The sequence below is a fragment of the Streptomyces venezuelae genome (assembly GCF_008642295.1).
Lineage (GTDB): Bacteria > Actinomycetota > Actinomycetes > Streptomycetales > Streptomycetaceae > Streptomyces > Streptomyces venezuelae_C.
The window spans coordinates 5,393,421-5,411,916 of the sequence record NZ_CP029190.1; the positions used below are offsets into that span (position 1 = coordinate 5,393,421).

Sequence of the window (18,496 nt, forward strand, 5' to 3'; positions counted from 1 at the left end):
TCCGCGGTACCCCGGGGCTTCGCCCTGCGGGTACGGGCGCCGGTGCCCGGCGGCGTTCGGGGCGGCGCCGCAGTGCCGGCGGGGTTCGGGGCGCAGCCCCGGGTTCGGGGTACGGGGGCGGAGCCCCGCGGGTGCGGGCGGCGCCGCAGCACCGGCGGGGGTTCGGGGCGCAGCCCCGGAAGCGGGGTCCGGGGCGAGGCCCCGGCGGGGTTCGCGGCGGTGCCCCGCGTGTTCGAGCGGGAGCCGCAGCACCGGCGCTGTACGGGGCGGAGCCCCGAGGGTGCGGGCGGTGCCGCCGCACCGGCGGGTTCGGGGCTGAGCCCCGGGTACGACGGGTCACGGGGCGGGGCCCCGAGGGTGCGGGCGGTGCCGCAGCACCGGCTGGGTACGGGCCAGAGCCCCAGGGGGTTCGGGGTACGGGGGCGCAGCCCCGCGGGTGCGGGCGGTGCCGCAGCGCCGGCGGGGTTCGGGGTACCGGGGCGCAGCCCCAGGAGCGGGGTCCGGGGCCGCAGGCCTCGGTTTCGGGAAGGGGCGGGGTGGGGAAATGCCCCGCGCAGCGGAACCCCCACCGCCGCTCGGCCACACAGCCACCCCCGGCCGGAGCCCGGCCACGGCACGAACCGCCCCCGGGACCCAGCCGACCGCAAGGCCGAGCCGCCTCCGGGGCTCAGCCGGGCACGGGGCCGGCCGCCAGGCCCAGCCGGCCGCACGGCCGAGCCGGGCGCAAAGCCGAGCCAGGCCCAGCCGAGCGCCGGGCCAGCCCGCAGCCCAAGCCAACCCCGAGCGGAGCTCTCAGCCGCGAACCCCACACAAGTGCAGCAACGCCGCCACCCCCCGGTAAGGATCCGTCCGCCCGGCCCGCTCCTCCGCCGCCAGCAGCCGCTCCAGCTCCCCCTCCGGCGGCAACGCCTCGCCCGCCGTCTCCGTCCCGTCGGTGAAGACCCGCACCCCGTACCACGCCTCCAACGGCGCCCCGATCCCGGACAGCGTGTCCCGTAGCCCGGACAGCCGGTCGGCCCGTACCTCCAGGCCCAGCCGGTTCGTGTAGTCGACGGAGTCGAACGCGGCCAGCGCACCCGCCCAGTCCCCGCCCAGCCCCGGCCGCATCGCGAGCGCGTCGCCGTTGCGGACCAGCAGGGACAGCAGGCCGCCGGGCGCCAGCATCCGGGCCAGCCCGGCGAGCATCCCGTCCGGCTCGGGGACGTACATCAGTACGCCGTGGCACAGCACCACGTCGAAGCTGCCCGGCAGGAAGTGCGCGCCGGTCTCCCGGCCGTCGCCCTCCAGCAGCCGGACCCGGTCGCGGATGCCGGCCGGCTCCGCGGCCAGCGCGGCCCGGGCCACCTCGATCATGCCGGGGTCCTGCTCCAGGCCGGTGACCATGTGCCCGGCCCGGGCCAGCCGCAGCGCCTGGGTGCCCTGACCCATGCCGACGTCCAGGACGCGGAGCCGCTGCCCGACCGGGAAGCGGTGCGCGATCTGTTCGTCGACCTGGCGGCCCACGAGTTCCTGGCGGACGGCATTACGCAGTCCGCCCAAACCCTCCAGCCAGAGCCTGGCTCCCCCCGCGAACCCCTCGCTCAGGGCCGTTCCCCACGCTTGACCTGCGGCTTCGGCAGGCGCAGCCGACGCATCTGGAGGGTGCGCATCAGGCCGTAGGCGACCGCGCCGCGCTTCGGCTCGTCCGGGAAGCGCTGGTTCACGGCCTTCTTCAGGCGGATGAACAGGCCGATCGAGTCGACGATGATCAGCGCGATCACGCCGAGCCACAGCAGCAGCGCGATGTTCTGGATGGACGGGACCCGGATCATGCTCAGCACCAGGATGACCACCGCGAGCGGCAGGAACATCTCGGCGACCGAGAAGCGGGAGTCCACGTAGTCACGGACGAACCGGCGGACCGGACCCTTGTCACGGGCCGGCAGGTACCGCTCGTCACCGCTGGCCAGCGCCTCGCGCTGCTTGGCCAGCTCGACCCGGCGCCGTTCGCGGGCGCGCTTGGCGTCCTCCTTGCGGTTGCCGGTCGAGGCCACCACGGCCTTGCGCTGCGACTGTGCGACAGCGCGCTTCGGCGTCGGGCGGCCCTTCGGGGCCTGCGGGTCACGGGGCTGCGAAGCGTCCGCGCTCACCTTGTCGGCGGCGGCGGCCTTCTCTTCCTTGGAGGAACGGCTACCAAACACAAAACCCAAGGGTACGTGGTCGGGCGGAGGAGCCCCACCCCGGTGGGGAACGATCCGGCAACGGCGGACGTCTTCCAGTGCAAGGGGATCACCTACTCCCTACGCCTGAGAGAGCCGCGGCGTCTCGTCCTCCAGGAGGAGCGCATCGGCGCCCGATCGGTGCGGTAATAGAGGCAGGGCCCGTAGTGTGGTCCTGAGGTTCGCACCTGTAGGTGACCTGCAGCCGAAGTCCGTCAGAAGGGGGCGCGCGAAGCCCATGAGCGGTGTCATGAAGCGTATGGGGATGATCTTCCGCGCGAAGGCGAACAAGGCCCTTGACCGGGCCGAGGACCCGCGCGAGACCCTCGACTACTCGTACCAGAAGCAGCTTGAGCTGCTCCAGAAGGTGCGCCGCGGTGTCGCCGACGTCGCCACCTCCCGCAAGCGCCTGGAACTGCAGCTCAACCAGCTGCAGGGGCAGTCCGCCAAGCTCGAGGACCAGGGGCGCAAGGCCCTCGCCCTGGGCCGTGAGGACCTGGCCCGCGAGGCCCTGTCCCGCCGTGCCTCCCTCCAGCAGCAGGTCAGCGACCTGGAGGTACAGCACCAGACCCTCCAGGGCGAGGAGGAGAAGCTGACCCTGGCCGCCCAGCGGCTGCAGGCCAAGGTGGATGCCTTCCGGACGAAGAAGGAGACCATCAAGGCCACCTACACGGCGGCCCAGGCCCAGACCCGGATCGCCGAGTCCTTCTCCGGCATCTCCGAGGAGATGAGCGATGTCGGCCTGGCCATCCAGCGGGCCGAGGACAAGACCGCGCAGCTCCAGGCGCGGGCCGGCGCCATCGACGAGCTGCTCGCCTCGGGCGCGCTGGACGACCAGAGCGGCCTCGGCTCGAAGGACGACATCCAGGCCGAGCTGGACCGCCTCTCCGGCGGGACGGACGTGGAGCTGGAGCTCGCCCGGATGAAGGCCGAGCTGGCCGGCGGCCCGTCCGCTCAGCAGCAGGCCATCGAGGGCGGCACCCCGGGTGCCCAGCAGCAGCCGCAGCAGACCCAGCACCGGTTCGACAAGCAGTAGGACGGGGCCCGTCATGATTGTCCGCATCATGGGGGAAGGCCAGGTCGAGCTCGGCGACGACCATGTCGCGGAGCTCGACAAGCTGGACGACGAGCTGCTGGCGGAGATGGAGGGCGGGGACGGCGAGGGCTTCCGGCGGACCCTGTCCGCGCTCCTCGACAAGGTCCGCGAGCTGGGCACCCCGCTGCCGGACGATGTGCTGGAGCCCTCCGAGCTGATCCTCCCCGCGGCCGACGCGACCCTCGAAGAGGTGCGGCGGATGCTCAGTGACGACGGTCTGATCCCCGGCTGACATCAGGACCCGGTGGGGTGTCCGGCGGGGAGTCGGGCGGGGAAGGGTCCGGTGCCCCGCCGATGAAGTCCTGGAACCTGCGCCGCGGACCGGCCCAGCGCCGGTCGTGGTGGAACGCCCGCAGGCCCGCCTTCGCGCGGGCCCGCGGGCGGTTTGCGTAGAACCTCTTTGCGTACGGGGAGCTGGGCCGGGCCAGCCGGACCGCGCCGATCAGCGCCACGAACGGAACCAGGATGCCGATCAGCGCGGTGCGCGGCTTGCCCTTCCACAGGGCGATCAGGGCCAGGAAGAAGTTGGTCGCCGCGTTTATGGCGACCAGGCCACGGCTCTGCCGTTCCTCGTACGTCAGGTCGTTGACCCCGAAGGGGAGGAAGCCGCCGAGGACCAGCGCGACCAGGGCGGCGGTCAGCACCACGATCTCCACGCTCTTGCGGCCCTGCTCGCTCCAGTAGACGTCGTCCAGGTGCAGGATCAGGGCGAACTCGTCCAGCACCAGGCCGGCCCCGAGCCCGAAGACGACGGCGGACGCCAGGGCACCGATCCCGTGGCGGCCACTGCCGACCGCACCGAAACCGCCGACGATCACCAGGATCACCCCCGGCACGACGTGGTGGACGTGCATCCCGCCCGGAGTGACGTTCTTGAAAGGGCCCCGGCCCGCCCGGATCAAACGCGTGATCACGCGGGTGACCAGGAAGGACGTCACGAAGGAGAGCAGCGCGAGGAGCATCGGCAGCTTCCCCGGCTCGATGATGTTGCGGTACCACCAGTGACCCATACCACCGTCTCCCCATTTGACCGGTAATGCGCAATTTACAGGTCGTCATGAGCGGGTAGCGTTCCGGGGGATGACCGACTCGCACTCCGATCCGCACCATTCGCCGCCGCCGTCGTCGCCCGCAGAGCGCGCCGCGCTGCGCGACGGCATCCGGTTCGCGTTCGGCACCCTCACCGTGTTCCCCGCCCGCATCACCCGCTGGGACCGCCCCGCCGCCCGTATCGGCATGGAGTGCGCCCCGCTGGCCGGCCTGGCCGTGGGGTTGTGTGCGGCCGTCCCCGGAGTCCTGCTGCTCCTGCTCGGCGGCAGCCCGCTGCTCGCCGCCGTGGTCACGGTGGCCGTGCCGGCCGCGCTGACCCGGGCCCTGCACCTGGACGGACTGGCCGACACCGCCGACGGCCTCGGCAGCGCCAAACCGGCCGAGGACGCGCTGCGGATCATGAAGCAGTCCGATATCGGCCCGTTCGGTGTGGTGGCGCTGCTGGTGGTGTTCCTGGTCCAGGTGGCGGCCCTGGCCGATCTCTACGCGGAGAACCCGCTGCACGGAGCGCTGGCCGCCGTGGTCGCCGCCGTCACGGCCCGTCTCGCCCTCACCCTCGCGTCCCGGGCGGGGGTCCCGCCGGCCCGCCCCGGCGGACTGGGCGCAGCCGTCGCCGGCACCGTCCCGGCCGCCGCAGCCTTCGGCCTCGCCGCCGTGGTCACCGTGGCGGCCGGCCTGGCCGCCCTCCCGCTGGGACTGCCCGCCGCTGCCCGGCAGGCCGCCGCGGTGATCGCCGCCCTGCTGGCCGCCGAATGGCTGCTCCGCCGCTGTGTCCGCCGCTTCGGCGGGGTCACGGGCGACGTCTTCGGCGCCACCGCCGAAACCGCCGCCACCACCACCCTCCTCCTCCTCTCCCTGGGCTGACCCCCCGCCCACCGGCGCCCGCACGCTCCGGCTCGGCCGGACCGTTTTCGGCCAGGTGGCGGGCCGGGCCGTGGGGGCGGTCGGTGGCCCGGCTGCCCCGTGCTCAGGGCGCGGACCAGGCGGACGCGGCGGAATCCCGCCGCCGGAATCCGGCCGAGTCCGGCGTCCGCGCCGCCGGGTGGGCAGGTCCCGCGCCACGCCCCCGTACCCTCTCTTCCCGTGGAAGAGACGCCGACCGACCCACCAGCCGACGCGCCCATCAGGGTGCTGCTCGCCGACGATCAGGCGCTGTTGCGCAGTGCCTTCAAGGTGCTCGTCGACTCCGAGCCCGACATGGAGGTCGTGGGCGAGGCCTCCGACGGAGCGCAGGCCTATGCGCTCGCCGGGGAGCGGGCGGCCGATGTGGTGCTCATGGACATCCGGATGCCCGGCACGGACGGCCTCGCCGCCACCCGGATGATCAGCGCCGACCCGGCCCTGGCCGGGGTGCGCGTGGTGATGCTGACCACCTTCGAGGTCGACGAGTACGTGGTGGAGGCCCTGCGGTCCGGAGCCTCCGGCTTCCTCGGCAAGGGCGCCGAGCCCGAGGAGCTGCTGAACGCCATCCGGATCGCCGCCGCCGGAGAGGCCCTGCTCTCCCCGGCCGCGACCAAAGGACTGATCGCCACTTTCCTTGCCCAGGGCGGCGGACTGGACGCCGCCGCCGGCGTGGCGGGCGGCCGGCACGCCGAGCGGCTGTCCGCGCTCACCGGACGGGAACGCGAGGTGCTCGTCCAGGTGGCCGCCGGACTCTCCAACGACGAGATCGCCACCCGCCTGGAGGTCAGCCCGCTGACCGTGAAGACCCACGTCAACCGGGCCATGGCCAAGCTCGGCGCCCGGGACCGCGCCCAGCTGGTGGTGATCGCCTACGAGTCGGGGCTGGTCCGCCCCCGTGCCGAGTAGGCGCAACGCAGAAGGGGCACCCCCCCTGAGGGTGCCCCTTCCGTATCTGCGCGAGGACCGCGGCTGCGGCCGGCCGCTGCGGCTACGGCAGCGCCAGCATCCGCTCCAGCGCCAGCTTGGCGAAGCTCTCGGTCTCCTTGTCGACCTGGATCCGGTTCACCAGGTTGCCCTCGGCCAGCGACTCCAGGGTCCAGACCAGGTGCGGCAGGTCGATGCGGTTCATGGTCGAGCAGAAGCAGACCGTCTTGTCGAGGAAGACGACCTCCTTGTCCTCCGCAGCGAATCGATTCGCCAGGCGCTTGACCAGGTTCAGCTCGGTGCCGATGGCCCACTTGGAGCCGGCCGGGGCCGCCTCCAGGGCCTTGATGATGTACTCCGTCGAGCCGACGTAGTCCGCAGCGGCCACGACCTCGTGCTTGCACTCGGGGTGCACCAGCACGTTGACGCCCGGGATCCGCTCCCGTACGTCGTTGACCGAGTCCAGCGAGAACCGGCCGTGCACCGAGCAGTGCCCGCGCCACAGGATCATCTTCGCGGCGCGCAGCTGCTCGGCGGTCAGCCCGCCGCCCGGCTTGTGCGGGTTGTAGACCACGCAGTCGTCCAGGGACATGCCCATGTCCCGGACGGCGGTGTTCCGGCCCAGGTGCTGGTCCGGCAGGAACAGCACCTTCTCCCCGTGCTCGAAGGCCCACTCCAGGGCCTTCTTCGCATTGGACGAGGTGCAGATGGTGCCGCCGTGCTTGCCGGTGAAGGCCTTGATGTCGGCGGAGGAGTTCATGTACGAGACGGGGACCGTGATGTCGGCTATGCCCGCCTCGGTCAGCGCGTCCCAGCACTCCGCGACCTGCTCGGCGGTGGCCATGTCGGCCATCGAGCAGCCGGCCGCCAGGTCCGGCAGGACGACCTTCTGGTCGTCCGAGGTCAGGATGTCCGCGGACTCCGCCATGAAGTGCACGCCGCAGAAGACGATGTACTCGGCCTCCGGCTTGGCGGCGGCGTCGCGCGCGAGCTTGAAGGAGTCGCCGGTGACATCCGCGAACTCGATGACCTCGTCACGCTGGTAGTGGTGGCCGAGGATGAAGACCTTGTCCCCGAGCTTCTCCTTGGCCGCGCGGGCCCGCGCCACCAGGTCCGGGTCGGACGGCGAGGGGAGGTCACCAGGGCACTCCACCCCGCGCTCGCTCCTGGGGTCGGCTTCGCGGCCGAGCAGCAGCAGGGCGAGCGGCGTCGGCTGGACGTCCAAAGGCTGGGCGGTGGTCACGACACGCACCCTTTCTGTTCCGCGACTACGATACTTCTCGTCTATTTGACGCTATCTATCATAGCCGGTTCACGTCAGTTTGACGATGCCGATAGTGTCGATGTGACGAATTCGCGCTCCGGAACAGTAGGGTCCACCGCTCCACCCCGGTGTGCGAGCATGGGAATGAATCCGAGGCCGCGTCGGTTGCAGCCGACGGCAAGAGTCCGCCCCACTTCGGGAGTGAATGCAGATGTCCGTTCAGGACGAAAAGACCACTGTGAGCGACGGCATCCTCCTGTCCGACGCCGCCGCCGCCAAGGTCAAGGCCCTGCTCGAGCAGGAAGGCCGGGACGACCTGGCCCTGCGTGTCGCCGTTCAGCCCGGCGGCTGCTCCGGCCTGCGCTACCAGCTTTTCTTCGACGAGCGCTCCCTCGACGGGGACGTCGTCAAGGACTTCGACGGCGTCAAGGTCGTCACCGACCGCATGAGCGCCCCGTACCTGGGCGGCGCCTCCATCGACTTCGTCGACACCATCGAGAAGCAGGGCTTCACGATCGACAACCCGAACGCCACCGGCTCCTGCGCCTGCGGCGACTCCTTCAGCTAAGCCTCCATCAGCTGAGCCTGAACGCGCGAAGGGGCCCGCACCGGTACCAACCGGTGCGGGCCCCTTCCGTATCCCCACCGCCTGCCCGCCGGACCCAGGTCAGGCGCGGGGCAACTGCTGTCCGTTCGTCGCGTCGACGACCTTCCGGCTGCCCAGCGGCTCCGCCAGCGTCGCCGACAGCGACATCTCCTGGGCGATCAGGATGCAGGCCCGCCCCGGCTCCTTCGGCGTGTCCGTGATCCGCACCGACACCGTCTCCGGGTGCTCCTGCACCTCCAGCGCGTAGGTGCTGCACACCCCGCCCCAGAAGTGCACCGTCAGCTTCCGGTCATTCACGTCGTACGAGAAACCCGGCACCGTACGCCCCTTCGGCTGCTCCTTCTGCTCCGCCCCGGCCGGCTGCACCACGGTGTGTCCCGGGCCGCCGCCGCGCCCCGCCACCTCGAACAGCCAGGCCGGCTCCAGCCCGCGCACCCCGTCCACCGTGGTCGCCGTCAGCCCTAGCGCCGCCCGCTCCACCGTCTCGGTCCGCGGCGGCTTGATCGGGCGCGGGTCCGGGTTGCAGGGCACCGAGTCGGTCGACCCGGCGGCGTCACCGTCCAGTGGCACCGGGGTCGCACAGGCGCTGGGGCCGGTGCTCTGCCACCCCCGCGACCTCTCGTTCAACCGGTCCAGCGCCGCCGAGGCCCCGACCACCGGCCGCTCGCCCGACCGCTCCGGCGCCTTCAGCTCGCCGCTGCCCGACGCCACCGTGCCGTCAGCGCCCACGCTGATCCGCGAGGACCAGCCCTGGGTGGGCAGCCCGCCGACCACCGGGTCCGCCACGACCACCCGGACCGCTCCCTGGAGCAGCCGGGCGTCCAGCCGGGCCCCCTGCTGGCCCGCCGCCGCGAGCACCGGGGCCGCTGCCGCCTTCGCCGCCTCCTCGGAGACCGGCGTACCGGCGCCCCCGCCCCCGCCGCCCGGCCCCTCCGGGAGCGTGGCGGGGCCGCAGGTGTCCTTGCCGCGTACGCAGTTGTCGCCGCCGGCCGGCTGGGCCCGGCTGAAGCTCCAGGTGCCGGGCGCCTGCCGGTTCACCTGGAGCCGGGGCCCGCCGCCGTCCCGGACCGTGCCCACCTGCCACATCGCGCCCGACAGCTGCGGCTTGCCCTCGACGCCGAGGGCCGCGGCGAGCCGGGCCACCTCGGCCTCGGTCACCTCGCCCGCCGCCTTGAACACGGGCGCACTGGCCGGGCCCTCCGGCAGCGGCCCCTTGGCCTCGTACACCACGGAACCCCCGGAGGGGTCGGGCTCACCGGGGGCGATCCCCGGCGGGGGAGTGGGACCGGGCGAGGGCGCGGCCGACCCGGCCGCCGCATCCCGTGCCGCGACCGCGGCCGGCCGCTCGTCCCCGCCGTGGGCGGTGGCCGCCCAGTACGCCGTACCGCCGCCGGCGAGCAGCACGGCGGCTGCGACCGCCCCGACGACGGCGAAGGGCCGCCGCCGCGCCGTCGTCCGTGATGTCTCCGGTGTGCCGGGCTGCTCGCTGGTCACCGCATCGCTCCTTCGCCTGCCTCGCCGTCCGTGATGCCGGTGGGACGGAACAGACCGGTAACCGGTTCCCTCAGAGGTGTCCGCCGGTCCCTCCTAGTCGCCCAGCCCGGTGGAGGCGATCAGCCGGGCCGAGGCGGGCGGGACGCTGACCCCGTGGATCTGGGAGGGCGCCACCCGGGCGGGGGCGGGCTCCGTCTCGGCCGGCCAGTGCGGGGCCATCCGGGCGCAGTCGCCCAGCAGCCGGGCGAAACCGGGCCGCCGCAGGGCTTCCGCCCGCCGCCCGCGCGCGGTGTACTCGTTGTGACGGATTCCGTCCATGTGCGTCATGAAGGCACCGTAGGCGGGCCGCGGTACGGGGAGAAAGCCCTACTATCGGGTAGTTTGGACCGTTCGGTAGTTGGCGCCCGAGCGGGTAGCGTGGACTGTCACCCTTGCCGCCCCTTGCAGGAGCATCCACGCCGTGCGTATTGCAGTCACCGGCTCCATCGCCACCGACCACCTCATGACCTTCCCCGGCCGCTTCGCCGACCAGCTGGTCGCGGACCAGCTGCACACGGTCTCCCTCTCCTTCCTCGTCGACAACCTCGACGTGCGACGGGGCGGTGTCGGCCCGAACATCTGCTTCGGCATGGGGCAGCTGGGGAGCCGCCCGATCCTGGTCGGCGCCGCCGGCTACGACTTCGACGAGTACCGGGCCTGGCTCGACCGGCACGGCGTCGACACCGAGTCCGTCCGGATCTCCGAGGTGCTGCACACCGCGCGCTTCGTGTGCACCACGGACGCCGACCACAACCAGATCGGCTCCTTCTACACCGGCGCGATGAGCGAGGCCCGGCTGATCGAGCTGCAGGCCGTCGCCGACCGGGTGGGCAGCCTGGACCTGGTCCTGATCGGCGCGGACGACCCCGAGGCGATGCTGCGCCACACCGAGGAGTGCCGGACCCGGGGCATCCCGTTCGCCGCGGACTTCTCGCAGCAGATCGCCCGGATGGACGGCGACAACATCCGCACCCTGATGGAGGGCGCGACCTACCTCTTCTCGAACGAGTACGAGAAGGGCCTCATCGAGAGCAAGTCCGGCTGGACCGACGAGGAGATCCTCGGCAAGGTCGGCACCCGGGTCACCACCCTCGGCTCGCGCGGCGTGAAGATCGAGCGCGCGGGCGAGGAGCCGATCCTGGTGGGCTGCCCGGAGGAGAACGCGAAGGTCGACCCGACCGGCGTGGGCGACGCCTTCCGCGCGGGCTTCCTGACCGGGCTCGGCTGGGGCGTCGGCCTGGAGCGTGCCGCGCAGATCGGCTGCATGCTGGCCACCCTCGTGATCGAGACGCTGGGCACCCAGGAGTACGAGCTGGCGCGCGCGCACTTCGTGGAGCGCTTCACCAAGGCGTACGGCGACGAAGCCGCGGCCGAACTCCAGGCCCACTTCCCGGCCTGACCCACCCAAGGCCCCGCCCCGCCCGGCCCGCCGGCGCGGGGCGCAGCCATGTCCCCGGCGCAGCCGTGTCCCCGGCGCACCGGACACCCCCTAGTGGAGGCGGCGGACCCGGTATGCCGTGCCCGTGGGGGCCGGGGATTCGCCCAGGTACGCGTGGCCGCGGATCGCGCACCAGGCCGGGATGTCCAGCCGGGCCACCTCGTCGTCCGAGAGGACGGTGACGGTCCCCCCGACCGGCACCGTGCCGATCGCCCGCCCCAGCTCGATCACCGGCTGCGGGCAGAGCAGCCCCAGCGCGTCCACCGTCACCGATTCCGCAGCCCCGCCCGGGCCCGGAACCGGCGCCGACGACGGCTCCGGGACGCCCAGTTGCTCCCGCACCCCGGCCACCGCCCGCGGCAGCACCTCCAGGAACGCGTTGACCTCCTCCGCCGGGGTCCCCGCCGGCAGCGAGACCCGGACGTTCCCCTCCGACAGCACCCCCATCGCCTTCAGCACATGGCTGGGCGTCAGCGTGGAACTGGTGCAGGAGGAGCCCGAGGAGACCGAGAACCCCGCCCGGTCCAGCTCGTGCAGCAGCACCTCGCCGTCGACGTACAGGCAGGAGAAGGTGACCAGATGCGGCAGCCGCCGGTCCGGGTCGCCGACCACCTCCACGTCCGGGACCAGCCGGGCCACCCGCCGCCGGATCCGGTCCACCAGCACCCGCAGCCGGGCGGATTCCGCCTCCGCCTCCGCCCGTACCGCCCGCAGCGAGGCCGCCGCGGCCACCACCGCCGGCAGGTTCGGGAAGCCGGGGGAGCGCCCCGACTCCCGTTCGTCGGCCGGGCCTTGGGGCGAGAACCGGACTCCCTTGCGGACCGCCAGCAGGCCCACCCCGGCCGGTCCGCCCCATTTGTGCGCACTCGCCGTCAGCACCGACCAGCCGCCCGCCACCGGCCCCCAGCCCAGCGACTGGGCCGCGTCGACCAGCAGCGGCACCCCGGCGGCGGCACAGACCTCGGCCACCTCCGCCACCGGCTGCACCGTGCCCACCTCGTGGTTGGCGGACTGCAGACAGGCCAGCGCCGTGTCCGGGCGGAGCACCTCGGCGTACGAGGCCGCTGCCACCGCGCCCGTACGGTCCACCGGAACCTCCGTCACCGCCCCGCCCCGCGCCTCGTGGGCCTGCGCCGAGTGCAGCACCGAACTGTGTTCGACCGCCGAGACGACCAGGTGGCCACCGACCCGCCGGCGGCCCGCCAGCGCTCCGGCGATCCCCGAGTGAACCGCGTGCGTCCCCGAAGGAGTGAAGACGAGTTCGTCGGGCCGGCACCCCACCGCCTCCGCGGCGGCCTCCCGCGCCGCGTCCAGCAGCAGCGCGGCCCGCCGGCCCTCCCGGTAGAGCCGCGCTGGATCCGCCCAGCCCTCGTCCAGGGAAGCCTGGAGGGCCTGCCGGGCGACCGGGTGCAGCGGGGCGGCAGAGGCGGCGTCGAAGTACGGCATCCGGTCACCGTAGAACAGCGGTGGCCGCCCGCCAGGTCAGGGGGCGTCAGATGGCTTCCGGAGCCCGCCATTCAGGGGCATGCCCGCCGTCCCCCGTACGGCCGAGCCACCCCTTCGGGGGCAGTAGCGGCGCGTTGGGCACCCTCCCCGCGCGACCCCAAATAGCGTCCAGTAGGGTTTGGTCCGCATAAACATCCAAACCCCTGCCTGCGTCAGGGCCGGCGACCGACCCGACAGACGGCCGCGGCCGGCCGCGCGGGCCGAGACTCTCGGGAAGGCGCTACGTGAGTCCCTACGGCTCCGACCGCTCGCCGCGGCGCCCGATGCGGCGGAAGCTGCTGCAGGCGCTGACGGCGGGTGCGGTCCTGGCAACCGCCACCGGTTGCTCGTACACATATAAAGACTTCCCCAACCTCGGAATGCCGGACCCGGTCACCGAGGAGGCGCCGCGCATCCTCTCGCTGTGGCAGGGGTCCTGGGCGGCTGCACTGCTCACGGGCATCCTGGTCTGGGGCCTGATCATCTGGAGCGTGATCTTCCACCGGCGCAGCCGCACCAAGGTGGAGATCCCCCCGCAGACCCGGTACAACATGCCCATCGAGGCCCTGTACACCGTGGTCCCGCTGATCATCGTCTCGGTGCTGTTCTACTTCACCGCACGCGACGAGTCGAAGCTGCTCGCGCTCACCCCGAAGCCGCCGCACACCATCAACGTGGTCGGCTTCCAGTGGAGCTGGGGCTTCAACTACATCGAGAACGTCGACGGCGACGCGGCGACTCCCCGCGCGGGCCAGGTGCCCAAGGAGCTCGCCTCCATCCCGGACAAGTTCACGAAGGACTTCCCGGCGGGCGCCGAGGGCGTCTACGAGAAGGGCGTCCCGGGCGACCGGAACCCCGAGACGGGCAACCCCGGTCCGACCCTGGTCCTCCCCAAGGGCGAGAAGGTCCGCTTCATCCTGTCGTCGAACGACGTCATCCACTCCTTCTGGGTGGTCCCCTTCCTGTTCAAGCAGGACGTCATCCCGGGCCACACCAACGTCTTCGAGGTCGTCCCGAACGAAGAGGGCGTCTTCATGGGCAAGTGCGCCGAGCTCTGTGGCGTCGACCACTCCCGGATGCTCTTCAACGTGAAGGTCGTCTCGCCGGAGGAGTACCGGGCGTACCTCAAGTCACTGGCCGAGAAGGGGCAGACCGGCTTCCTGCCGGCCGGCATCAAGCAGACTGACCCGGCCCGGAACGCGGAGACGAACAAACTGTGAGCATCCTCAACGAACCTCAGGGTGCCGCCGCAGCCGACTCGTACGAGAACGAGCTGCCGGTACGGCGCAAGCAGCCGGGCAACGTGGTCGTCAAGTGGCTCACCACCACCGACCACAAGACCATCGGTACGCTCTACCTGGTCACCTCGTTCGTGTTCTTCATCATCGGCGGCGTCATGGCGCTGTTCATGCGCGCCGAGCTGGCCCGTCCGGGCACGCAGATCATGTCGAACGAGCAGTTCAACCAGGCGTTCACCATGCATGGCACGATCATGCTGCTGATGTTCGCCACGCCGCTGTTCGCGGGCTTCGCCAACTGGATCATGCCGCTGCAGATCGGCGCGCCCGACGTGGCGTTCCCGCGGCTGAACATGTTCGCGTACTGGCTGTACCTCTTCGGCTCGACCCTCGCGGTGGCCGGCTTCGTCACCCCCTCGGGTGCGGCCGACTTCGGCTGGTTCGCCTACTCCCCGCTGTCGGACGCGGTCCGCTCGCCGGGCATCGGCGCCGACATGTGGATCATGGGTCTGGCCTTCTCGGGCTTCGGCACGATCCTCGGTTCGGTCAACTTCATCACCACCATCATCTGCATGCGCGCTCCGGGCATGACGATGTTCCGCATGCCGATCTTCACCTGGAACGTGCTGCTGACCGGTGTTCTGGTCCTGCTCGCCTTCCCGGTGCTGGCCGCCGCGCTCTTCGCGCTGGAGTCCGACCGTAAGTTCGGCTCGCACATCTTCGACTCGTCCAACGGTGGCGCACTGCTCTGGCAGCACCTCTTCTGGTTCTTCGGCCACCCAGAGGTGTACATCATCGCGCTGCCGTTCTTCGGAATCATTTCCGAGGTCATTCCGGTCTTCTCCCGGAAGCCGATGTTCGGTTACATCGGCCTGATCGGCGCGACGATCGCCATTGCCGGTCTTTCCGTGACCGTGTGGGCGCACCACATGTACGTCACCGGCGGTGTACTGCTGCCGTTCTTCTCCTTCATGACCTTCCTGATCGCGGTACCGACCGGTGTGAAGTTCTTCAACTGGATCGGCACCATGTGGAAGGGCTCGCTGTCCTTCGAGACCCCGATGCTCTGGGCCGTCGGCTTCCTGATCACCTTCACCTTCGGTGGTCTGACCGGCGTCATCCTGGCCTCGCCCCCGATGGACTTCCACGTCTCCGACTCGTACTTCGTCGTCGCGCACTTCCACTACGTCATCTTCGGCACCGTGGTCTTCGCGATGTTCTCCGGCTTCCACTTCTGGTGGCCGAAGTTCACGGGCAAGATGCTGGACGAGCGCCTCGGCAAGATCACCTTCTGGACGCTGTTCGTGGGCTTCCACGGCACCTTCCTGGTGCAGCACTGGCTGGGTGCCGAGGGCATGCCGCGCCGCTACGCGGACTACCTCGCGGCGGACGGCTTCACCACGCTGAACACCATCTCCACGATCAGCTCCTTCCTGCTCGGCCTGTCGATGCTTCCCTTCATGTACAACGTGTGGAAGACCGCCAAGTACGGCAAGAAGATCGAGGTCGACGACCCGTGGGGCTACGGCCGTTCGCTCGAGTGGGCGACGTCCTGCCCGCCGCCGCGGCACAACTTCCTCACCCTGCCGCGGATCCGTTCCGAATCCCCGGCCTTCGACCTGCACCACCCGGAGATCGCGGCCCTCGAACACCTCGAGGACCACAGCGCCGTGACCCCGGCCGTCACCGGTGGCAAGGAGGCCGGCAAGTGAAGATCCAGGGCAAGATGTTCCTCTGGCTCTCCGCCTTCATTCTGATCATGGCCGTCGTGTACGGCGTGTGGTCGAAGGAGCCGGTCGGCACCACCGCTCTGTTCCTGGCCTTCGGCCTGAGCATCATGATCGGCTACTACCTGGCCTTCACGGCCAAGCGCGTGGACGAGATGGCCCAGGACAACAAGGAGGCCGACGTCGCGGACGAGGCCGGCGAGCTGGGCTTCTTCTCCCCGCACAGCTGGCAGCCGCTTTCGCTGGCCGTCGGTGGCGCGCTGGCCTTCAGCGGTGTCGTCTTCGGCTGGTGGCTGATGTACTTCTCGGCTCCGGTCATCCTGATCGGCCTGTGGGGCTGGGTGTACGAGTACTACCGCGGCGAGAACCAGAACCAGTAGAACGCCACCGCGGCATTCGAACACGGGGCCCGGGCACCTCTTCGGAGGAGCCCGGGCCCTCGTTTGCAGTCACAGCGCGCGCCGGAATGCCGATCTGTCCTTAGCGTGGCCTCATGAGTCACACACCGCGTCTTTGGACGGTAGTCAGCTGCTCCCTGCTGGTCGCGTCCTTCGGGGCCGGCGCCACCGCGTGCGGGGGCGACGACAACCCGCTCTCCGGCCACCCGTACGACGCAGCCGCCCAGGTCGCCTTCAACCAGACCGCCGGCAGCCGTCCCGTCGACCCGGACCGGCCGCTGGAGGTGACCGCCAAGGGCGTCGACGGCAGCCGGATCACCGATGTGACGGCCGTGGACACGCATGGCCGCCGGCTGGCGGGCGAGCTCTCCGCCAAGGGCGACCGCTGGCACAGCACGGTGCCGCTGGCCGCCGGTGTGCGCTACACGGTCACCGTCGCCACCGAAGACGAGCGCGGGGCTCCAGGACAGCGCACGCTGTCCTTCGAGACCACCCCGGCCAAGAAGCTCCTCAAGGTCGAATTCGGCCCGGAGGAGGGCACCTACGGCGTCGGGCAGCCCCTCGACGCCACACTCAACGAGCCGGTCACGGACAAAGCGGCCCGCGCGCTGGTCGAGCGCGCCCTGGTCGTCGACGCCAAGCCGCACGTCCTGGAGGGCGCCTGGCACTGGATCGACGACACCCACATCCAGTACCGGCCCAAGGACTACTGGCCCGCCCACTCCAGCGTCACCCTGCGCAGCAACCTGGAGGGCATCAAGATCGGCGACGACATGCACGGCGCCGCCTCCACGCCGCTCAAGCTGGAGTTCGGCGACCGGGTGGAGGTCATCACCAACGCCGCCTCGCACTGGATGACGTTCAAGCGCAACGGCGAGGTGGTCAGCAGCCTCCCGATCACCACCGGCAAACCCGGATTCGCGACCCGTAACGGCACCAAGGTGGTGCTCGGCAAGCAGTACTTCGTCCGGATGCGCGGCGACACCGTCGGCATCGGCGGCAGCGAGTACTACAACCTGCCCGTCTACTGGGCGACCCGGGTCACCTGGAGTGGTGAATACGTGCACGCCGCGCCCTGGTCCATCGGCTCCCACGGCTACGCCAACGTCAGCCACGGCTGCACCGGCATGAGCACCGGCAACGCCGCCTGGTTCTACGAGAACATCCGCGAGGGCGACCTCGTCACCGTGGTCAACAGCATCGGCGACTGGATGCCGACCTTCGGCAACGGCTACGGCGCCTGGAACCTGGACTGGAAGGAGTGGAGAGAGGGCAGCGCCCTCCTCAAGGGCACCCAGGAAGGCCGCAGTCCCGTCGACTCGGCGCGACTGCGACCCCAGGTGTAGCACCGCCCCGGACCCCGGCCGGGGCCCGGTGGGTCAGGAGTTCACGGACAGCCGCGTCCTCAAAAGGGTGGCCAGGGCGTCCGGGAAGGAGACCGGGTCCACCGGAAGGGTCACCGTGGCGTCCGCGCGGCTCCAGGTGGCCAGCCAGGCGTCCTGCGGGCGGCCGATCAGCAGCAGCACCGGCGGGCACCGGAAGATCTCGTCCTTGATCTGCCGGCAGACACCCATGCCCCCGGCCGGGACCGCCTCCCCGTCCAGTACGCACACATCGATCCCGCCCTGCTCCAGCTCCTTCAGGACGGCCGCCAGGGTGGCGCACTCCAGGTACTCCACCGGCGGCAGGTCCGCGGCGGGCCGGCGCCCGGCCGCGAGCCGCACCTGCTCCCGGGTGTTGGCGTCATCGCTGTAGACCAGAACCCGCGCAGTCGCCCGCATTTGTTCCTCCACGTGTCACATGAATCACGTTGATGATGCGCCGGATGCTACTCCGTCCGATGTCCCGTCAACATCGGTTCGGACACCCCTCCGATGGGCCGTTCGGGCAGTGCACACCCCCCGGACACTCCGAACGGCACCCCCCGGGGTGAGGGCGGGATAAGCGACCGACATAATGTCGGTCGTGGCGACAGCAACGACAGTAGATACCGGGCACGCGCACCCGACGGTCAACAGGCCGAACCTCGTCAGCGTCGGAACCATCATCTGGTTGAGTTCCGAGCTGATGTTCTTCGCGGCCCTCTTCGCGATGTACTTCACCCTGCGATCCGTGATGGGCGCCGAGTACTGGACAGAACAGGCTTCGACCCTGAATCTGCCCTTCTCGGCGACGAACACCACGATCCTGGTGCTCTCCTCGCTCACCTGCCAGCTCGGCGTTTTCGCCGCCGAGCGCGGTGATGTGAAGAAGCTCCGGACGTGGTTCATCATCACGTTCGTCATGGGTGCGATCTTCATTGGCGGCCAGGTGTTCGAGTACACCGAGCTGGTCAAGCACGAGGGCCTGAGCCTCTCGTCCGATCCGTACGGTTCGGTCTTCTACCTGACCACCGGCTTCCACGGACTGCATGTGACGGGCGGACTCATCGCCTTCCTGCTCGTCCTGGGCCGGACGTACGCGGCCAAGAGGTTCACCCACGAACAGGCCACCTCGGCCATCGTCGTGTCCTACTACTGGCACTTCGTCGATGTCGTCTGGATCGGCCTCTTCGCCACGATCTACCTGATCAAGTAGCGAACACGTCGCCGGGTCCGGCCCGGCATCATCCAGAAACACCGACGCAGAAGATCCT

General features: G+C 71.0%; 20 protein-coding genes. 12 read left to right on the plus strand and 8 right to left on the minus strand.

The annotated features are described in order from the left end of the window. Positions 1–792: 792 nt before the first annotated feature. Both DEJ50_RS24275 and DEJ50_RS24280 read right to left on the minus strand, forming a co-directional pair. Complete coding sequence (locus DEJ50_RS24275; protein WP_223837897.1) at positions 793–1,539, minus strand: class I SAM-dependent methyltransferase; 747 nt, start codon at positions 1,537–1,539, stop codon at positions 793–795. A 41-nt stretch (positions 1,540–1,580) separates the two neighbouring features. Beyond that, a complete protein-coding gene (locus DEJ50_RS24280; RefSeq protein ID WP_150210220.1) occupies positions 1,581–2,189 on the minus strand; it encodes a DUF3043 domain-containing protein in 609 nt (202 codons plus the stop codon). A 33-nt stretch (positions 2,190–2,222) separates the two neighbouring features. Here DEJ50_RS24280 and DEJ50_RS35265 point away from each other — a divergent pair, with 33 nt between their 5' ends. The 3 genes from DEJ50_RS35265 to pspAA all read left to right on the plus strand — a co-directional run bounded on the left by DEJ50_RS35265 (position 2,223) and on the right by pspAA (position 3,526). Beyond that, a complete protein-coding gene (locus DEJ50_RS35265) occupies positions 2,223–2,348 on the plus strand; it encodes a hypothetical protein (protein WP_263399212.1) in 126 nt (41 codons plus the stop codon). 88 nt (positions 2,349–2,436) lie between these two features. Further along, entirely contained in the window at positions 2,437–3,234 is a 798-nt protein-coding gene (locus DEJ50_RS24285; RefSeq protein ID WP_150210221.1) for a PspA/IM30 family protein, read from the plus strand. 13 nt (positions 3,235–3,247) lie between these two features. Further along, the gene (pspAA, locus tag DEJ50_RS24290; protein WP_150210222.1) at positions 3,248–3,526 is read left to right on the plus strand and encodes a PspA-associated protein PspAA; all 279 of its coding nucleotides are present in this window, start codon (positions 3,248–3,250) and stop codon (positions 3,524–3,526) included. On the opposite strand, the gene DEJ50_RS24295 is transcribed toward pspAA, so the two are convergent. After that, positions 3,498–4,304, minus strand: coding sequence for a hypothetical protein (locus tag DEJ50_RS24295; protein WP_150210223.1), 807 nt, complete (start codon positions 4,302–4,304; stop codon positions 3,498–3,500). The two genes, pspAA and DEJ50_RS24295, sit on opposite strands and share 29 nt — an antisense overlap. Positions 4,305–4,374: 70 nt before the next feature. On the opposite strand from DEJ50_RS24295, the gene DEJ50_RS24300 reads away from it, so the two are divergent. Beyond that, positions 4,375–5,208 (plus strand): adenosylcobinamide-GDP ribazoletransferase, encoded by an 834-nt coding sequence (locus DEJ50_RS24300; RefSeq protein WP_150210224.1) that lies wholly within the window; start codon positions 4,375–4,377, stop codon positions 5,206–5,208. 219 nt (positions 5,209–5,427) lie between these two features. Beyond that, on the plus strand, positions 5,428–6,153 hold the full coding sequence (locus DEJ50_RS24305; RefSeq protein WP_190344667.1) for a response regulator: 726 nt from the start codon (positions 5,428–5,430) through the stop codon (positions 6,151–6,153). Between the two features lie 82 nt (positions 6,154–6,235). Here DEJ50_RS24305 and nadA read toward each other — a convergent pair whose 3' ends face one another. Continuing rightward, positions 6,236–7,423, minus strand: coding sequence for a quinolinate synthase NadA (gene nadA, locus DEJ50_RS24310; protein WP_150210225.1), 1,188 nt, complete (start codon positions 7,421–7,423; stop codon positions 6,236–6,238). A gap of 223 nt (positions 7,424–7,646) precedes the next feature. Between nadA and DEJ50_RS24315 the strand changes: the two genes are divergently transcribed. Next, positions 7,647–8,003, plus strand: a complete 357-nt coding sequence (locus DEJ50_RS24315) for a HesB/IscA family protein (protein WP_058044766.1) — start codon at positions 7,647–7,649, stop codon at positions 8,001–8,003. A gap of 99 nt (positions 8,004–8,102) precedes the next feature. On the opposite strand, the gene DEJ50_RS24320 is transcribed toward DEJ50_RS24315, so the two are convergent. Together DEJ50_RS24320 and DEJ50_RS24325 are read right to left on the minus strand one after the other, a co-directional pair. Beyond that, complete coding sequence (locus DEJ50_RS24320; protein WP_150210226.1) at positions 8,103–9,536, minus strand: hypothetical protein; 1,434 nt, start codon at positions 9,534–9,536, stop codon at positions 8,103–8,105. A gap of 93 nt (positions 9,537–9,629) precedes the next feature. Continuing rightward, positions 9,630–9,863 (minus strand): hypothetical protein, encoded by a 234-nt coding sequence (locus tag DEJ50_RS24325; RefSeq protein WP_150210227.1) that lies wholly within the window; start codon positions 9,861–9,863, stop codon positions 9,630–9,632. A 133-nt stretch (positions 9,864–9,996) separates the two neighbouring features. On the opposite strand from DEJ50_RS24325, the gene DEJ50_RS24330 reads away from it, so the two are divergent. Continuing rightward, positions 9,997–10,974 carry a carbohydrate kinase family protein gene (locus tag DEJ50_RS24330; RefSeq protein ID WP_150210228.1) on the plus strand — a complete coding sequence of 326 codons (978 nt, stop codon included), beginning with the start codon at positions 9,997–9,999 and terminating at the stop codon, positions 10,972–10,974. Between the two features lie 90 nt (positions 10,975–11,064). Here DEJ50_RS24330 and DEJ50_RS24335 read toward each other — a convergent pair whose 3' ends face one another. After that, positions 11,065–12,459, minus strand: coding sequence for a cysteine desulfurase/sulfurtransferase TusA family protein (locus DEJ50_RS24335; protein ID WP_150210229.1), 1,395 nt, complete (start codon positions 12,457–12,459; stop codon positions 11,065–11,067). Between the two features lie 284 nt (positions 12,460–12,743). Here DEJ50_RS24335 and coxB point away from each other — a divergent pair, with 284 nt between their 5' ends. The 4 genes from coxB to DEJ50_RS24355 all read left to right on the plus strand — a co-directional run bounded on the left by coxB (position 12,744) and on the right by DEJ50_RS24355 (position 17,207). Then, positions 12,744–13,718 (plus strand): cytochrome c oxidase subunit II, encoded by a 975-nt coding sequence (gene coxB / locus DEJ50_RS24340; protein WP_150210230.1) that lies wholly within the window; start codon positions 12,744–12,746, stop codon positions 13,716–13,718. Beyond that, positions 13,715–15,448, plus strand: a complete 1,734-nt coding sequence (gene ctaD / locus DEJ50_RS24345; RefSeq protein WP_150210231.1) for a cytochrome c oxidase subunit I — start codon at positions 13,715–13,717, stop codon at positions 15,446–15,448. Before coxB ends, ctaD begins: the two co-directional genes overlap by 4 nt. Further along, complete coding sequence (locus DEJ50_RS24350) at positions 15,445–15,843, plus strand: cytochrome c oxidase subunit 4 (RefSeq protein WP_150210232.1); 399 nt, start codon at positions 15,445–15,447, stop codon at positions 15,841–15,843. Before ctaD ends, DEJ50_RS24350 begins: the two co-directional genes overlap by 4 nt. 113 nt (positions 15,844–15,956) lie before the next feature. Next, entirely contained in the window at positions 15,957–17,207 is a 1,251-nt protein-coding gene (locus DEJ50_RS24355; RefSeq protein WP_150210233.1) for an Ig-like domain-containing protein, read from the plus strand. A gap of 33 nt (positions 17,208–17,240) precedes the next feature. Here DEJ50_RS24355 and DEJ50_RS24360 read toward each other — a convergent pair whose 3' ends face one another. Beyond that, entirely contained in the window at positions 17,241–17,642 is a 402-nt protein-coding gene (locus DEJ50_RS24360) for a hypothetical protein (RefSeq protein WP_150210234.1), read from the minus strand. A gap of 175 nt (positions 17,643–17,817) precedes the next feature. Between DEJ50_RS24360 and DEJ50_RS24365 the strand changes: the two genes are divergently transcribed. Further along, positions 17,818–18,438 carry a heme-copper oxidase subunit III gene (locus DEJ50_RS24365; protein WP_150210235.1) on the plus strand — a complete coding sequence of 207 codons (621 nt, stop codon included), beginning with the start codon at positions 17,818–17,820 and terminating at the stop codon, positions 18,436–18,438. The last annotated feature ends 58 nt before the right edge of the window (positions 18,439–18,496 follow it).

Excerpts from the sequence above, each read along its gene's own strand:
- DEJ50_RS24285 (WP_150210221.1), top strand. The coding sequence starts at position 2,437 with ATGAGCGGTGTCATGAAGCGTATGGGGATGATCTTCCGCGCGAAGGCG.
- DEJ50_RS24325 (WP_150210227.1), bottom strand. The coding sequence starts at position 9,863 with ATGACGCACATGGACGGAATCCGTCACAACGAGTACACCGCGCGCGGG.
- DEJ50_RS24335 (WP_150210229.1), bottom strand. The coding sequence starts at position 12,459 with ATGCCGTACTTCGACGCCGCCTCTGCCGCCCCGCTGCACCCGGTCGCC.
- DEJ50_RS24300 (WP_150210224.1), top strand. The coding sequence starts at position 4,375 with ATGACCGACTCGCACTCCGATCCGCACCATTCGCCGCCGCCGTCGTCG.
- DEJ50_RS24295 (WP_150210223.1), bottom strand. The coding sequence starts at position 4,304 with ATGGGTCACTGGTGGTACCGCAACATCATCGAGCCGGGGAAGCTGCCG.
- DEJ50_RS24365 (WP_150210235.1), top strand. The coding sequence starts at position 17,818 with ATGTCGGTCGTGGCGACAGCAACGACAGTAGATACCGGGCACGCGCAC.
- DEJ50_RS24360 (WP_150210234.1), bottom strand. The coding sequence starts at position 17,642 with ATGCGGGCGACTGCGCGGGTTCTGGTCTACAGCGATGACGCCAACACC.
- DEJ50_RS24315 (WP_058044766.1), top strand. The coding sequence starts at position 7,647 with ATGTCCGTTCAGGACGAAAAGACCACTGTGAGCGACGGCATCCTCCTG.
- DEJ50_RS24355 (WP_150210233.1), top strand. The coding sequence starts at position 15,957 with ATGAGTCACACACCGCGTCTTTGGACGGTAGTCAGCTGCTCCCTGCTG.
- pspAA (WP_150210222.1), top strand. The coding sequence starts at position 3,248 with ATGATTGTCCGCATCATGGGGGAAGGCCAGGTCGAGCTCGGCGACGAC.